A 15,605-nucleotide genomic window follows, 5' to 3' on the forward strand; every position below is an offset into this window, starting at 1 on the left:
TCGAGCACGTAGGCTCGGGCTACCGCACCAATCGTTGTCGTACGGCAGGAGTCACGTAGTGATCCCCGGTGGTCAGCCCAACATGCAGCAGCTGCTCCAGCAGGCCCAGAAGATGCAGCAGGATCTCGCGGCGGCCCAGCAGGAGCTGGCCGAGACGCCCGTCGAGGGCTCGGCGGGAGGCGGCCTGGTCAAGGCGACCGTGAACGGCTCCGGCGAGCTCCAGGGCCTGGTCATCGACCCCAAGGCGGTGGACCCCGAGGCGGGGACCGCCGAGGAGAACGCCGAGACGCTGGCGGACCTCGTCCTGGCCGCCGTACGGGACGCGAACGCCAGCGCGCAGCAGCTCCAGCAGGAGAAGCTCGGCCCGCTCGCCCAGGGCCTGGGCGGCGGAGGCATTCCCGGCCTGCCTTTCTGAGCCGCTCGGGCCGGGTAGAACAACAGACCGGCACCGGCATCGGCACCGGCCCCGGAACCACCGTTCCGGCGGGTTCCGGGGCCGAAGTCGCCGGGGAATGGGTCTCCCTTTCCGGGGAGGAGCCAACTAGCGTACGCAGCACGGCAGAAGAGAGAGAAGACGTTCCGTGTATGAAGGCGTGGTCCAGGATCTGATCGACGAGCTGGGCAGACTGCCCGGCGTCGGTCCCAAGAGCGCGCAGCGGATCGCCTTCCACATTCTTCAGGCCGAGCCGACCGACGTCCGCCGGCTCGCGAACGCGCTGATGGAGGTCAAGGCGAAGGTCCGGTTCTGCAGCGTGTGCGGAAACGTCGCGCAGGACGAGCAGTGCCGGGTCTGCCTGGACCCGCGCCGCGACCCGGCGGTCATCTGTGTCGTGGAGGAGCCCAAGGACGTCGTGGCGATCGAGCGGACGCGGGAGTTCCGCGGCCGCTACCACGTGCTCGGCGGGGCCATCAGTCCGATCGAGGGCGTGGGCCCCGACGATCTGCGGATACGGGAACTCCTGGCCAGGCTCGCGGACGGCACGATCACCGAGCTGATCCTGGCCACCGACCCGAATCTGGAGGGCGAGGCCACGGCCACGTACCTCGCGCGCATGGTCAAGCCGATGGGCCTTCGGGTGACGCGGCTGGCCAGCGGACTGCCCGTCGGGGGCGACCTGGAGTATGCCGACGAGGTCACGCTCGGGCGGGCCTTCGAAGGGAGGAGACTTCTCGATGTCTGATGCCACGTTGCACGACGCCACGCGGAATCCGGACGATTTCGCCGTACAGATCTCCGACTCGATCGAGAGCTTCATCGTCGCGGTCACCGAGGTGGCCAAGGGCGACGAGCCGGACAGCGCTGTGCCGTTCCTGCTGCTGGAGGTCTCCCAGCTGCTGCTGACCGGCGGCCGGCTGGGGGCGCACGAGGACATCGTGCCGGACGAGCGGTACGAGCCCGACGTCGGCCCGGAACCGGACGTCGACGATCTGCGGGAGCGCTTCGCGCGGCTGCTGGACCCGGTGGACGTGTACTCCGAGGTCTTCGACCCGTACGTACCGCGCAGCGCGCCCGTGCCGTGCCGGATCTCCGACGACCTCGCGGACATCGTCACGGACCTGCGGCACGGCCTGGCGCACTACCGCGCGGGCCGGGTCAGTGAGGCGCTGTGGTGGTGGCAGTTCTCGTACCTGTCGAACTGGGGGCCGACGGCGAGCGCGGCGCTGCGCGCACTGCAGTCGCTGGTCGCCCACGTACGGCTGGACCAGCCGCTGGACGAGCTGGACGGTCTGGACACGGACAGCGACGCGGCGGACGGCGACGAGGAACGGCTCGCCGAGGAGGCCGGCAAGGTCATGGCGGCGGAGATCGCCGGGCCGCTGGGGCTGCGCGGGATGTGAGACGGCCGCACGGGATGTGAGACGGCCGCATGGCCGGGTACGCGTCCGACGGCGGCCGTCGGTGGGGTACACGCCCCATGGGCCCCGGCCGGGTACGGGCGCCACGGCGACCGGGACAGCCGTCGGCCCCGGTGTGACCTGGGTTACCTTTCCGTGTGCCCTTGTGAGAAGCGGGCATGTGCTCGCCGAGCGGGCGCAACGGCGCGCCCACGCCGGTCCACGGACGTGCGTGACGTGAGCGCTATGTCTCACCATGTGGTATTGGCGAGGCGGATTCCGCCTGCTCGTTAGACTGAGCCGACCGCAGTACCCCCTTTCCGGGGGTCCGGGAGGAAACTCCCGAAGAGACAGTTGCGAGGAGCGCACGTGGGCCTTGTCGTGCAGAAGTACGGCGGCTCATCCGTTGCGGATGCCGAGGGCATCAAGCGCGTTGCCAAGCGAATCGTCGAGGCCAAGAAGAACGGCAACCAGGTGGTTGTCGTGGTCTCCGCGATGGGCGACACGACGGACGAGCTGATCGATCTCGCGCAGGAAGTGTCCCCGATGCCGTCGGGGCGCGAGTTCGACATGCTGCTGACCGCCGGAGAGCGGATCTCCATGGCCTTGCTGGCGATGGCGATCAAAAACCTCGGTCACGAGGCGCAGTCCTTCACCGGGAGCCAGGCCGGTGTCATCACCGACTCCGTGCACAACAAGGCACGGATCATCGATGTCACCCCGGGCCGCATCAAGACGTCCGTGGACGAGGGCAACATCGCCATCGTCGCCGGCTTCCAGGGTGTCTCCCAGGACAAGAAGGACATCACCACGCTGGGGCGGGGCGGCTCGGACACCACCGCCGTCGCGCTGGCCGCGGCGCTGGACGCCGATGTCTGTGAGATCTACACCGACGTGGACGGCGTCTTCACCGCCGACCCCCGGGTCGTGAAGAAGGCCCGGAAGATCGACTGGATCTCGTTCGAGGACATGCTGGAGCTGGCCAGCTCCGGTTCCAAGGTGCTGCTGCACCGCTGCGTCGAGTACGCCCGCCGTTACAACATCCCGATCCACGTCCGCTCGTCCTTCTCCGGACTGCGCGGCACCTGGGTCAGCAACGAACCGCAAGGGGACCAGCCCATGGAGCAGGCGATCATCTCGGGCGTCGCGCACGACACCTCCGAGGCGAAGGTCACGGTCGTCGGCGTCCCGGACAAGCCGGGCGAGGCCGCGACGATCTTCCGCGCCATCGCGGACTCCGAGGTCAACATCGACATGGTCGTGCAGAACGTGTCGGCCGCCTCGACGGGGCTGACCGACATCTCCTTCACGCTGCCCAAGGACGAGGGCCGCAAGGCCGTCGCGGCGCTGGAGAAGACCAAGGCGTCGGTGGGCTTCGACTCGCTGCGCTACGACGACCAGATCGCCAAGATCTCGCTGGTCGGCGCGGGAATGAAGACCAACCCCGGCGTGACGGCGACCTTCTTCGAGGCGCTGTCCAACGCAGGCGTGAACATCGAGCTGATCTCGACCTCCGAGATCCGCATCTCGGTCGTCACCCGCGCCGACGACGTCAAGGAAGCCGTGCAGGCCGTGCACAGCGCCTTCGGCCTCGACAGCGAGAGCGACGAGGCCGTGGTGTACGGCGGCACCGGTCGATGACCACACCCTTCCCGGGTACGGGTACGGGCCGCGCGGGTGACCGCGCGGCCCGTAAGCCGCATCTGGCCGTCGTCGGCGCCACCGGCGCCGTCGGCTCGGTGCTGCTCGGCATCCTCTCCGAGCGGGCCGACATCTGGGGCGAGATCCGGCTGATCGCTCCCCCAAGCTCTCAGCTGCGTTCGAACAGGGGGGACCTCCACCATTCGGCCGGCCGCAAGCTGACCGTACGGGGTGAGGAGGTCGAGGTCCTCGCGCTGGGCGAGGAGGTCTTCGACGGCATCGACATCGCGGTGTTCGACGTACCGGACGAGGTCTCGGCGCAGTGGGCGCCGGTCGCCGCCGCCAAGGGCGCGGTGGTCGTGGACAACTCCGCGGCGTTCCGGATGGACCCGGAGGTGCCGCTGGTGGTCCCCGAGGTCAACGCGCATGCCGCGCGGGTCCGCCCGCGCGGCATCGTCGCCAACCCGAACTGCACCACCCTGTCGATGATCGTCGCGCTGGGCGCGCTGCACGCCGAGTACGGGCTCACCGAGCTGATCGTCTCCTCGTACCAGGCCGTCTCGGGCGCGGGCAAGGACGGCGTCGACACGCTTCGCTCCCAGCTCGCCGCCGTCTCCGGTACGGAACTGGGCACCACGCCCGGCGACGTACGGCGGGCCATGGGCGACACGCTCGGCCCGTTCCCGGCGCCGGTAGCGCTCAACGTCGTGCCGTGGGCCGGGACCCTGAAGGAGGACGGCTGGTCCTCGGAGGAGCTCAAGGTCCGCAACGAGTCGCGCAAGATCCTCGGCCTGCCCGATCTGCGGGTCACCGCGACCTGTGTACGGGTTCCGGTGATCACCACGCACTCGCTGACCGTGCACGCGCGCTTCGAGAACGAGGTCACGGTCGCCGGGGCGCACGAGATCCTGGCGTCCGCGCCGGGCGTGGTGGTCTGCGACGACCCGGAGGCCGGCGAGTTCCCCACGCCCGCCGACGTGGTCGGTACGGACCCGACCTGGGTCGGGCGGGTACGGCGGTCCCTGGACGACCCCCGGGCGCTGGAGTTCTTCGTGTGCGGGGACAACCTGCGCAAGGGCGCGGCGCTGAACGCCGCGCAGATCGCCGAGGTGGTCGCGGCGGAGATGACGGCGTAGGGCCGGTCGACGCGGGACCGGCCCGGTGTCCGGCGTGCGGTGTCCGGGCCCGTAGCCCGGCGTGCGGCCCGGTGCGCGGGCCCGGCGTGCGGTGTCCGGGCCCGGTGTGCGACGCTCGATGGCTGGTAAACGTCGTTCGTGGCCGAGGAGCATCGCTTCGGGGCGGTTACTGACCCGATTGGTGCTGTCACTGATCCGCTCAGGAGATACCTTGTGAGTTGTGTGAAGGTCCTGTGAGCGAGTCGTTGGTCCAAACCACTTGAACTGGCCCGACGCCGTGTTCGACTATTCGCTCCCCCCTTACTGCAACCGGTAGTTGGGCGGGGAGCGTCTTTGTGGCCGCCCCTCGTGGGCGTCCATGGACCTGCGGGACAAATGGGGTATTGGGGAAGAGCTGGTACGCATGAGGGCATTTGACCCGCCGTCAAAGACGGTGTCGTGCGCGTACAACCCTGATGGGGGGAAACGTGTCCAACAGGCGTGGCAGAGGTATTCGGCATCGCGATCGCCCCAGGGGGCTCCGGCGGCACAGCAGTGCGGCCGCTGCGGCCTCGCATGCCCGGGGGTATGCCGGTGATCGCCCCCTGGCCCGCCGCGCAGCCCGCGCAGATCTCTCCTCAGCGTGGGGACACTGACGACGCGATGGCTGCGGGCACGACTGTCGACCATCTCACCGAGACCTATCGCGCGCACTACCGATCACTGCTGGGCCTGGCCGCGCTGCTGCTGGACGACACCGCCTCGTGCGAGGACGTCGTCCAGGAAGCCTTCATCCGGGTGCATTCCGCCCGGGGCCGGGTGCGCGATCCCGAGAAGACCCTCGCCTATCTGCGCCAGACAGTCGTCAATCTCTCCCGTTCGGCGCTGCGCCGACGCATCCTCGGGCTCAAGCTGCTCTCCAAGCCGATGCCCGACATGGCGAGCGCCGAGGAAGGCGCGTACGACCTCCTGGAGCGCGACCAATTGATCAAGGCGATGCGGGGGTTGCAGCGTCGCCAGCGCGAGGTCCTGGTCCTGCGGTACTTCGCCGACATGACCGAGGCCCAGGTCGCCGAGACGTTGGGGATATCGCTCGGTTCGGTGAAGGCGTACGGCTCACGGGGTATCGCGGCGCTGCGCGTCGCCATGGAGGCTCCCGCATGAGTGGCAAGCAGTTCGGCCCGTACGACCCGCAGGATCCGCAAGGCCCGCGCAACTCCCGTGACCAGGAGGCGCCGCGGCACCCGCACCACCAGAAGGACGCGCAGGACCAGCACAGCACACAGGAGCAGCACGGTACGCACGACCCGTACAGCACGCACGGCCGGCACAGCTCGCACGACCAGGACGGCCCGCACGAAGCGCAGGACCGGCAGGAGGCAGGCGAGGCCGGGCCGGACGCCGGCCGCGGCGCCGACGGGACGCGTGGCGAGGGCCCGGGCCCGGACGGCCCGCGCGGCAGCGACTCCTCCGAAGACGCCCTGAGCGGTCTCGGCGGCGGCAGCGTGGGCGAGGACGAGCTGCGGCGACTGCTGCACTCCGCCGTCGGCGACCTGGAGCCCGCCCCCGACTCGCTCGAACAACTGCGCCGCGCGGTACCGGCCCGCCGTCGGCGCCGCCGCCACGCCGTGGTCGGCGCTGCCGCCGCCCTCCTGCTCGGCGGCACGTCCATCCCCGCGATGGTGCACGTGGCCGACTTCGCCGACGGCCCCGAGGACCGCCCCGCCAACGCCGCCAGTACGCAGCGCACGCCGGGCGGCACCGAGGGCACGCACGGCGAGGGCACCGAGCACAGCGGCAAGCCGCCGGCCGGTCACGGCGGGAAGAAGACCGAAGGGGGCAAGCCCACCGGCCCGGGCAAGACCCCGGATGCCAGCGGCAAGCAGCCGGCTCCCGGCACCGGCACGCCGTACCCGTCCGGGACGATGGACGTCACCTCGCCCGCCTGCTCGCGCGCGCAGCTCGGCAACGGTGTCAGCTCGGTCGGCCCCGCCGACGCGAACGGCCGTGTCTACGGCTCGTTCCGGGTGGTGAACACCTCCGACACCGCGTGCTCGGTCGAGGGCGGCGGCGAGATCGGCGTGCTCGCGCAGGGCGGTACGGACAGCTCCCGCGTCAGTGTCGTCGACCACACGGCGGGTGACGCGGCCCCCGCCCTGCCCGACCCGATCACCACCCCGGACCAGCTGGTGCTCAAGCCCGGCCAGGCGTACGAGGTCAAGTTCGCGTGGGTCCCGGCGGAGGGCGGCGGTACGACCGGCTGTGCCGCGCCGCCCCCGACGCCGACCCCGGCTCCGTCCAAGGCACCCGGTGAGACGTCGCCGGGCGCCTCGTCGTCCTCCTCCGGCGAGGGCGCCACGAGCACCTCGGGCGGCGGCCAGGCCGGCGGCAACGAGGGCACCCCGGGCGATGGCTCCAACCCGCCGGGCGGCGTCGTGCTCAACCACACCCCGGAGGCCGGCGAGCCCGCGGCGGCCGACGCCAAGATCCCGGACGCCTGTGCCGGAACGGTCTACCGCACGGAAGCCCTGCCAGCGCAGTAACGGCCGGAGGGCCGGAAGCCGGAGACGGCCCGGGCCTGGTGTCCGGGTCCGGTGGCCGGGCAGTGGCTGAGCCCGGTGACCGGGGCCGCGGCGTGGCGGGTACGGTGCGGCCCCGCCGTCCGGGCCGGGCGGCGCTCCCCGTACCGTTGGCCTTGTGTACCGGTTCCTGCTGACCCCGCGGTGGTGGGGAATCAACGTCTTCGCCGTACTGGCGATCCCTTTCTGCATCTTCATGGGCAGCTGGCAGCTGAGCCGCTTCGAGGACCGCGTCGATACGCACCACCAGCAGGAGGACCGGTCCGCCGAGGCGAAGACCGCGGCCGCCCGGCCGCTGGCCGAGCTGCTGCCGGTGGACAAGGTCACCTCGGGCCGCCAGGCCACCGCCACCGGCCGCTACGACACCGGCCACCAGCTGCTCGTACCGGACCGCCGGCTCGACGAGCGCAACGGCTTCTACGTGCTGACGCTGCTGCGTACGGACGGCGGCAAGGCGCTCCCGGTCGTACGGGGCTGGCTGCCCGGGGACGCGGACGCGCCGGAGGCCAAGGCGAAGGTGCCCGCGCCGCCGAGCGGTGAGGTCACGGTCACCGGGGCCCTGCAGGCGTCGGAGAACCAGGGCACCGACGGGGTGCACGCGGGCGGCGGACTGCCGTCCGGGCAGCTCGGCATGATCAGCGCGGCGTCGCTGGTCAACATCGTCCCGTACGACGTGTACGACGCCTGGATCACCGTGACCGAGGCGGAGGCGCCGCTGGTCGCCGTACCGCCGGTGGCGGCGGAGGGCAGCGGGCTGGACCTGAAGGCGTTCCAGAACCTGGGGTACACCGGGGAATGGTTCGTGTTCGCCGGGTTCGTGGTCTTCATGTGGTTCCGGCTCTTCCGCCGGGAGGCGGAGGCGGCCAGGGACGTGGCGCTGGGGCTGGTCCCGGCGGAGGAGACGGCTGAGCCTTCCGGGGACGGCGCCCCGGGAAGTGGTGCCTCGGGGGACGGCGCCTCCGGGAGCGGCGCCGACTCCGTAGCGCGGTCCTGAGCAGCTACTTCCAGTGAGCCGGGCGGCTGAGGCCGTCCGGCAGCTTGGTCGCCGCGTCGCCCTTGGCCGCGTTGAGCTGGGCCTGGGTGAGGAAGATGCTGCCGGTGAGGTCGGCGCCGCTCAGGTTCGCGTCACGGAAGTCCACGCCGATCAGGTCGGCCGTGCGCAGGTCGGCGCCCTGGAGATCGGCCGCGATGAGGCAGGCGCCGCGTAGATTGGCGCCCCGCAGGCCGGCCCCCCTGAGGCGGGCGCCGATCAGGTCGGCTCCCCGGTGGTTCTTCTTACGGCCGGGAACGGTGGCCCGCACCAGTTCGCCGGCGCGCAGCAGCAGGGCGTTGACGGCCTGCCGTACGGCCGCGACATCCACCTCGGCGAGCGCTTCGGCGCTGCCGCGGGTGAGCCGGTCGGTCTCCTCGAGGGCGCGGCGGAGATCCTTGTGCACGGGACGGGCGGCCGGCAGCGACAGCGCCTCGGTCAGGTACCGGAGCAGCTCGTGGAGCTGGCGCATGACGGGGAACACGTCGAACATCTGCCGCGCGGTGCCCGGCGCGCTGCGCCAGTCCGTACCGCCGAAGGTGACCTGGGAGACCTTCTGGCCCGCGCCGAAGCAGTCGAAGACGGTACAGCCGGAGAAGCCCTTGTCGCGGAGGCGGGCATGGATGCCGCAGCTGAAGTCCGCCTGAAGGTTCGTGCACGGCTTGCCCGCGGGCTTGTCGACCGCGAAGTCGGCGGAGGCGGCGAAGGGCAGCGCGACGCAGCACAGGCCGAAGCAGCTGCCGCAGTCGGCCTGCAGGTCGAGACGGTCGCCGCCGGCCGGGGGCGTTTCGTGCTTCTGGGACACCGCGAGTGATCTCCTGCCACAAGACGAGCGGGAGGCCTCCCGCTCCGTTCCGTTCCATGACGAGCGGGAGTGTCCTCCCGCCTCACGACGGGCACCCTCCTGGGCTCGCCGCGATCCGTACAAGCCTCCATTGTCCCGGACGGGGAGGCAGGAGGGAGGGACGGGGCACGGGGGTGGGGGAAGGCGGGCGGGGTGGGGGTGTGGGAGGAGGCGGAGGGGCGGGGCGGCTCCCGGGGCCCCGGCGGCTCACCGGGCGGCGTCAGGGCCGGGGGCGGGGCCGGGGCTGGGCCGGGGCTGGGCCCACACGACGCTCTGGTGGCCCCTCCCCCCGCCCACCCACCCCCGCACCCCTCCGCGCAGCTACTCCTTGATCACCCCGTCCCCGCCCAGTCCCAGGTACCGCCGCGTGAAGTCCAGTTCCAGGCGGACCTGCTTGATGCGTTCCTCGACCACCAGGGAGCCGTGGCCCGCGTCGTAGCGGTAGACCTCATGGGGGTGGCCGCGCTCCTTCAGGCGGTCGACGTAGTTCTCCACCTGGCGGATGGGGCAGCGCGGGTCGTTGACGCCGGCGGAGATGTAGACCGGCGCGCGCACGGCGTCCACGTACGTCAGGGGCGACGACGCCTCGAAGCGCTCCGGCACCTCCTCCGGTGTCCCGCCCAGCAGGGTGCGGTCCATCGCCTTCAGGGCTTCCATCTCGTCGTGGTACGCGGTGACGTAGTCCGCCACCGGGACCGCCGCCAGGCCCAGCGCCCACGCCTCCGGCTGGGTGCCCAGGCCGAGCAGTGTCAGGTAGCCGCCCCACGAGCCGCCGGAGAGCACCAGCCGCTCCGGATCGGCCAGCCCGCAGGAGACGGCCCACTCCCGCACCGCCGCGATGTCCTCCAGCTCGATCAGCCCGACACGGTGCTTGAGGGCGTCCGTCCACTCCCGGCCGTAACCCGTCGAGCCACGGTAGTTCACCCGCACCACGGCGAAGCCGTGGTCCACCCACGCTGCGGGCGCGGACGCGAAGGCATCGCTGTCGTGCCACGTCGGGCCGCCGTGGATCTCGAAGACCGTCGGGAACGGGCCATCGCCGGGCGGCTGCTGCACCAGCGCGTGGACCGTGCCGCCTGGGCCCTCCACCCACGCGTCGGTCACCGGCACCGAGCCCGGCGCCTTCATCCCGGGCGGGTCGAGGACGACCTGCCCGCTCGTCGAACGCACCTCCGGCGGCTGTGCGGCCGACGACCAGAGGTACTCCACCGAACCGTCCGGCCGCGCCGTCGCCCCGGCGACCGTCCCGGCGGGCGTCCCGACGCGGGTCAGCTGCCGGGTCAGCGGCTCATAACGCCACAGCTCGGCGCGCGCCCGGAACTCGTGCTCCACCAGCAGGGCCGCGCCGTCCGGATACCAGTCGGCGGCCACGTCGCCCGGCAGGTCGATGTCCAGGGCGCTCTCCTCGCCCGACAGCGGGTCCCAGATCATCGGCTCCCAGCGGCCCCGCCGCTGGTGCCCGACCAGCAGCCGGGAGTCGCCGTCCACCGGCGCGAAGCCCAGCACCGACAGCCCCAGCTCCTCGGTGCCGCCCTTGGTGTCGTCCAGCTCGGCGACGGTCGAACCGTCCGGCCGCACCACCCGGATCGCGGAGTGCATCGCGTCACCGTGCTCGGTGTGCTCGACGGCGATCAGCGAACCGTCGTGCGACAGGGCGCCCACGCCCGCCGACTCGCGGTGCCGGTAGATCTCCACGGGCGGCTGCCCGGGCCGTACGACGTGGATGGTGGTGCCGTCCTCGTCCGTGGAGCGGCCGATCACCGCCGTGCCGTCCCGGCCGAGCGCCAGGCCCGCCGGGTACGAGGGCTCCAGGCCCGGCGCGGCCGGCTCGTCCGCGCCACCGCCGAACGGCTGCCGCTGCCAGGTGCCGAACTCGTCCCCGTCGGTGTCCGAGAACCACCAGATCCACTCGCCGTCCGGCGTCAGCGTGCCGTCCGTCGTGCCGTTCGGCCGGTCCGTTACCTGCCGCTGCTCGCCGGTCGCCCGGTCCCAGGCGTACAGCTCGAAGGTGCCGGTGGCGTTGGAGACGAACAGTGAGCGGTCCGGGGCGTCCTCGGCCCACTCGGGCAGGCCGACGCGCGGTGCCCGGAAGCGCTTCTCCCAGTCCGGCGCGGCCCCGGGAGAACCGGCCGCCCCCGGGGCGCCCGCCCCGAAAGCGTCAGTGTTGGCGTTGGTGGTCTCGTCAGTCATGGCCCCATTCTGCGCAGGCCCGCGAAAATTCCGCTGACACGGCCCCCAGCCTGTGGATAACTTCGCCGGATGCTGACACACACGGGACCTGAGGACTGGCGGGCGGCCAACCGGGCCATGTGGGACGAGCGGGTGCCCATCCACCTCGCCAGCGACTTCTACGACCAGGACGGATTCCGCCGGAGCCGCGACGTGATCCGCGACTTCGAGGTGGCGGAGGTCGGTGACGTCACCGGACGGACGCTGATCCACCTCCAGTGCCACATCGGCCAGGACACCCTCTCCTGGGCCCACCGCGGCGCTTCCCGCGTCGTCGGCCTGGACTTCTCCGAGCCCGCCGTCGAAGCCGCCCGTGAGCTGGCCACCGAGGTCGGCATCGGCGCCGACCGGGCCACCTTCCTCGCCGCCGACGTGTACGACGCGGCCGAGGCCGTCGCCGCCTCCGCCACGGCCCCCGCGACGTACGACATCGTCTACACCGGCCTCGGGGCGCTGTGCTGGCTCCCGGACATCCGCCGCTGGGCCGAGACCGCCGCCTCCCTCGTCGCTCCCGGCGGGTTCCTCTACCTCGCCGAGTTCCACCCGCTCACCGACGTCCTGGACGACGAGAGCGCCTCACGCGTCGCGTACGACTACTTCAGCCGGGACGCCTGGGTGGACGAGAGCCCGGGTACGTACACGGACTTCGCGGCCCCCACGGTCAACAACCGCCGCGTCGAGTGGCAGCACACCCTCGGCGACGTCGTCTCGGCGCTGGCCGCGGCGGGTCTGCGCCTGGAGTTCCTGCACGAGCACGACATGACGATGTTCCAGCGCTTCGGCGCGCTGGAACGCGGGGACGACGGCTATTTCCGGCTGCCCGCCGGCCGTCCCCGCGTCCCGCTCATGTACTCGCTCAAGGCGACGCGTCCGTAAGGGACGTGCAGCCGGCCGGTCCGTGCGGCAGGGCCGGCCGGCCCGTTCAGACGCTCCGGCTCACACGAACTTCTGCGGCCGGTGCCACAGCGCCTCGTCGGTGCCGCGGAAGAACAGCTCCAGGCGCCCGTCCCGGTTGGTGCCGATCACCGGGTCGCCGCCGGCGTTGCGGACGAGTTCGAAGTGGCCGCTCCAGTCCACGCCGTTGATCCTCGATTCCTCGGCCGCGTACATGTGGCCGTTGGTGCTGTGGTGGAAGACCACCAGCCGGCCGTCGGCCGCGCGCGCCATCGCGGGCGTGCCCTGGACGCCGCCGCCCAGGCTGGACGCGGAGGTCCAGGAGTCGTAGCCGGCCTTCTGCTGGATGTGCCACAGCTGGGTGTCCGTGCCGCGGAAGAACACCTGGATGCGCCGGTCGGAGTCGAGGCCGGTCTCGATGCCGCCGCCGATGTTGCGGACGAGCTCGAAGTGCCCGCTCCAGGAGTCGCTGGAGTCGGGGACCTTCTGCTGGTTGTCGTACAGGTTGCCGTTGGTGCTGTGGTGGAAGACCTCCAGCTTGCCGTCGCCGGCCCGCATGACCGCCGGGTTGCCCTGGACGCCGCCGGCCAGGCTGGACGGCGCCACCCAGTTCTCGTAGTCGACGTTCTGCTGGTAGACGTGCCACAGCTGGGTGTCCGTGCCGCGGAAGAAGACGTCCAGGCGGCCGTCGGCGTTCAGGGCCGGGACCGGGTCGCCGCCTATGTTGCGCACGATGACCTCGTCCGGGCTGAAGCCGCCGTCGATGACGCCCTGCCGTACGTGGTGCAGGTGGCCGTCGGCGCCCTTGTAGAAGACCGAGATACGGCCGTCCCGGCCGCGGATGGCGTTGGGCTCGCTGCCCAGCGAACCGCCCAGGTTCTCCCAGTCGCTCCAGCCGCCGTCGCGCTTCTGCCAGATGGACCACAGGGCCTGCTCGTTCTTGCCGCGGGCGAACACCTGCAGCCGGCCGTCGGCGTTCGGGGCCACGGAGGGGTTGCCGACGATCTGCCCGTGCAGGGACGTGACCTCGTCCCAGGCCATACCGGGTGTGGTGGGGATGTCGACCATGATCGCTCTCCTTCGGGCGTACGAGTGGAGCAGGTCGGCGCACAGGCTAGCCACGGGAACCGCGCCCGAGAACACGGCTCGGCCGATTGACCGGAACCACCCGCCATACCCGGCCAAGAGCGACATCGACGGCGCCGGACCGAAGCCGGGAGCCCGTCTCCGGACCCCCGCATCCGGGCCGCCCGCGGACTGCCGCCCCCGAGGGCCGCTCAGTCCAGCCCCCGCGCCTCCTTGAACCGCGCCAGGCCCTCGGCCAGGTCGATCACCGGCTCCGGGTAGTCCAGCCCCGCCCGCGCCGCGGCCGGCCGCAGCTTCCACGGCTGGTGGACGGCGCCCCCTTCCAGCCCCGGTACGTCCGCCAGCTCCGGCACCCAGCGCCGTACGTACGCGCCGTCCGCGTCGAAGCGCTTCGCCTGCGCCAGGGGGTTCAGGACACGGTTGGGGCGTGTGTCGGTGCCGGTGCCCGCCGCCCACTGCCAGTTCAGCTGGTTGTTGGCCAGGTCGCCGTCGACCAGGAGCGACAGGAAGTGCGCCGCGCCCAGCCGCCAGTCCAGATACAGCGTCTTGGTCAGGAAGCCGGCGGTCAGCAGCCGCGCGCGGTTGTGCATCCACCCCTCGTGGGCGAGCTGCCGCATCGCCGCGTCCACGATCGGGTAGCCGGTACGGCCGGTGCGCCACGCCTCGGCCTCCCGCTCGTCACGGCGCCACAGGTCGTGCCGCGCCCGGTAGTCCCTGTGCGCCGCGGACGGGCGGGCCGCGAGGACCTGATGGTGGAAGTCCCGCCACGCCAGCTGCCGTACGAACGCCTCGCCGCCGTCCCCGCCCGCCTCACGGGCGCGCCCGACCAGTTCGACGGCCGACAGCGTGCCGAAGTGCAGATGCGGCGACAGGCGCGACGTCGCGTCCCCGGCGAGGTCGTCCTGTCCCTGTGCGTAGCGGCGCAGCGGACCGCCCATCCAGGCCGTCATCCGGCGGCGGCCCTCCGTCTCGCCGCCCGCCGCCAGCCCCGGGGACACCCCGGACACGTCACGCCGCCGCGGTACGGGCCCGGAGCCGACCGTCTCGGGCACCCGTACCTGCCGGGGCGCCCGCAGTACGTCGCGGAGGCGTTCGGCCTGCCAGCGGCGGAAGTACGGCGTGAAGACCGCGAAGTGATCCTTGCCTGCCGGGGTGACCTCGCCCGGCGCGAGGGCGGTGACCACCGCGTCGTGCACGTGCAGCCGCCGCCCGTCGGCCTCCAGGGCCCGCCGCAGCCGCTCCTCGCGGCGGTGCGCGTACCCGCTGACCCCGCCCGCCACGTGCACGTCGCGCGCACCCGCCGCCGCGGCGGCCTCGGCGGTCTGCCGCACGACGTCTCCCGTACGGACGACGAGCCGGCCGCCGCGTGCGCGCAGCGCCTCGTCCAGGTCCGCCAGGCAATCGGCCAGGAAGGCACGCCGGTTGGGCACGTCGAAACCCGCCGCCCGTACCCCGTCGTCGACGACGAACAGCGGCACGACGCCGCCCGCGCCCTTCGCGGCGGCATGCAGGACGGGGTTGTCGTGAACCCGCAGGTCGGAGGTGAACAGGGCGATCGAGGCAGCACTCATGCGGGTCACTCCGGGCTTCGCGGGAAGGGGGTCATCTGCGTGTACGCGGCGCACGCGCGCCGGACGCCGGCCACAGCACCCCCGCGACCGACAACGCGCCCCACCCCACGGAGACGGCCACCGCCGACCGCCGCCGGGCCCGCCCCGGGAGCGTCACACCGAGCAGTGCCGCGTCGCCGAAGTCCGCCGCGATCCGCAGCCAGGCGGCGGTACGCAGTGCCGGGCCTGCCGGAGCCAGCGCCAGCGCGAGGCCGCAGGCCGCGTCGCGCCAGGCCAGCGGGCGCAGCGAGGTGCGGGTGGCGGGGGCCGTCCGGCCGTCGGCTGCCGCCAGGCCGGACGGCTTGGCCAGCAGGGCGGGCCAGGCGGTGACCGCCAGGCCGTACACCGCCGTCGTCACTCCCACCGCGCGCAGCAGCCCCACGTGCACCGTCCGCCTCCTCATGGTCGCCGTCAGGTACCCACTGTTCCCCTTCCGCCGCCTTCCAGGGGCTCAACGCGCCCGGCGGATCCGGCGGACCGTTCCGGCAGTGTGGCGGGGGCCCCGGACGTCCAGGCCCGGCTCGGCCTTCCGCAGGCTCCGTCAGGCGGCCAGGCTCCGCCGGGCGGCCTCCGGGCCGCCATGGGCGCGGTCCAGGCTTCGCGGTACCGAGGAGCGCGCGGTGGCGGCCCCATGCGCTCACCTTGGCATGCGCTCACCTTGGCGCGGGCTGCGGCTGGCTGATGCCGTATCAGGCGGGCACATGGCGCAGTAGGGACGTCGGCCGGGGCGCACCCCGGCCG

At 72.3% G+C, this 15,605-nt stretch carries 14 protein-coding genes; 9 read left to right on the top strand and 5 right to left on the bottom strand.

The genetic code is table 11. From position 1 onward, the window contains the following. Positions 1-58 precede the first annotated feature (58 nt). The 8 genes from ACZ4Z1_RS10205 to ACZ4Z1_RS10240 all read left to right on the top strand — a co-directional run bounded on the left by ACZ4Z1_RS10205 (position 59) and on the right by ACZ4Z1_RS10240 (position 8,165). Entirely contained in the window at positions 59-415 is a 357-nt protein-coding gene (locus ACZ4Z1_RS10205) for a YbaB/EbfC family nucleoid-associated protein (RefSeq protein ID WP_106968753.1), read from the top strand. 166 nt (positions 416-581) lie between these two features. Further along, positions 582-1,181, top strand: coding sequence for a recombination mediator RecR (recR, locus tag ACZ4Z1_RS10210; protein ID WP_003984655.1), 600 nt, complete (start codon positions 582-584; stop codon positions 1,179-1,181). Further along, positions 1,174-1,839: a DUF5063 domain-containing protein gene (locus ACZ4Z1_RS10215; RefSeq protein ID WP_468486117.1), complete on the top strand. Its 666-nt coding sequence runs from the start codon at positions 1,174-1,176 to the stop codon at positions 1,837-1,839. Before recR ends, ACZ4Z1_RS10215 begins: the two co-directional genes overlap by 8 nt. Before the next feature lie 366 nt (positions 1,840-2,205). Next, positions 2,206-3,477: an aspartate kinase gene (locus ACZ4Z1_RS10220; RefSeq protein ID WP_003984653.1), complete on the top strand. Its 1,272-nt coding sequence runs from the start codon at positions 2,206-2,208 to the stop codon at positions 3,475-3,477. Next, positions 3,474-4,613, top strand: coding sequence for an aspartate-semialdehyde dehydrogenase (locus ACZ4Z1_RS10225; RefSeq protein WP_468486118.1), 1,140 nt, complete (start codon positions 3,474-3,476; stop codon positions 4,611-4,613). Before ACZ4Z1_RS10220 ends, ACZ4Z1_RS10225 begins: the two co-directional genes overlap by 4 nt. Before the next feature lie 555 nt (positions 4,614-5,168). Continuing rightward, on the top strand, positions 5,169-5,756 hold the full coding sequence (locus tag ACZ4Z1_RS10230) for a SigE family RNA polymerase sigma factor (RefSeq protein WP_174857309.1): 588 nt from the start codon (positions 5,169-5,171) through the stop codon (positions 5,754-5,756). After that, the gene (locus tag ACZ4Z1_RS10235; protein WP_468486119.1) at positions 5,753-7,135 is read left to right on the top strand and encodes a DUF4232 domain-containing protein; all 1,383 of its coding nucleotides are present in this window, start codon (positions 5,753-5,755) and stop codon (positions 7,133-7,135) included. The genes ACZ4Z1_RS10230 and ACZ4Z1_RS10235 overlap by 4 nt, the downstream gene beginning before the upstream one ends. A gap of 154 nt (positions 7,136-7,289) precedes the next feature. Then, positions 7,290-8,165, top strand: a complete 876-nt coding sequence (locus ACZ4Z1_RS10240) for an SURF1 family protein (protein WP_468486120.1) — start codon at positions 7,290-7,292, stop codon at positions 8,163-8,165. Positions 8,166-8,169: 4 nt separating this feature from the next. On the opposite strand, the gene ACZ4Z1_RS10245 is transcribed toward ACZ4Z1_RS10240, so the two are convergent. Beyond that, positions 8,170-9,006: a pentapeptide repeat-containing protein gene (locus ACZ4Z1_RS10245; RefSeq protein WP_468486121.1), complete on the bottom strand. Its 837-nt coding sequence runs from the start codon at positions 9,004-9,006 to the stop codon at positions 8,170-8,172. Positions 9,007-9,366: 360 nt separating this feature from the next. Next, positions 9,367-11,235 (bottom strand): S9 family peptidase, encoded by a 1,869-nt coding sequence (locus ACZ4Z1_RS10250; RefSeq protein ID WP_468486122.1) that lies wholly within the window; start codon positions 11,233-11,235, stop codon positions 9,367-9,369. A gap of 69 nt (positions 11,236-11,304) precedes the next feature. On the opposite strand from ACZ4Z1_RS10250, the gene ACZ4Z1_RS10255 reads away from it, so the two are divergent. Further along, the gene (locus ACZ4Z1_RS10255) at positions 11,305-12,150 is read left to right on the top strand and encodes a class I SAM-dependent methyltransferase (RefSeq protein WP_468486123.1); all 846 of its coding nucleotides are present in this window, start codon (positions 11,305-11,307) and stop codon (positions 12,148-12,150) included. A 60-nt stretch (positions 12,151-12,210) separates the two neighbouring features. On the opposite strand, the gene ACZ4Z1_RS10260 is transcribed toward ACZ4Z1_RS10255, so the two are convergent. The 3 genes from ACZ4Z1_RS10260 to ACZ4Z1_RS10270 form a co-directional block, all read right to left on the bottom strand. Beyond that, positions 12,211-13,236, bottom strand: a complete 1,026-nt coding sequence (locus ACZ4Z1_RS10260; RefSeq protein WP_468486124.1) for a PLL family lectin — start codon at positions 13,234-13,236, stop codon at positions 12,211-12,213. Positions 13,237-13,445: 209 nt separating this feature from the next. Next, positions 13,446-14,825 carry a cryptochrome/photolyase family protein gene (locus ACZ4Z1_RS10265; protein ID WP_468486125.1) on the bottom strand — a complete coding sequence of 460 codons (1,380 nt, stop codon included), beginning with the start codon at positions 14,823-14,825 and terminating at the stop codon, positions 13,446-13,448. Positions 14,826-14,856: 31 nt separating this feature from the next. Further along, entirely contained in the window at positions 14,857-15,252 is a 396-nt protein-coding gene (locus ACZ4Z1_RS10270; RefSeq protein WP_468486126.1) for a hypothetical protein, read from the bottom strand. Between the last annotated feature and the right edge of the window lie 353 nt (positions 15,253-15,605).

The sequence above is a fragment of the Streptomyces sp. NPDC030165 genome (assembly GCF_055573595.1).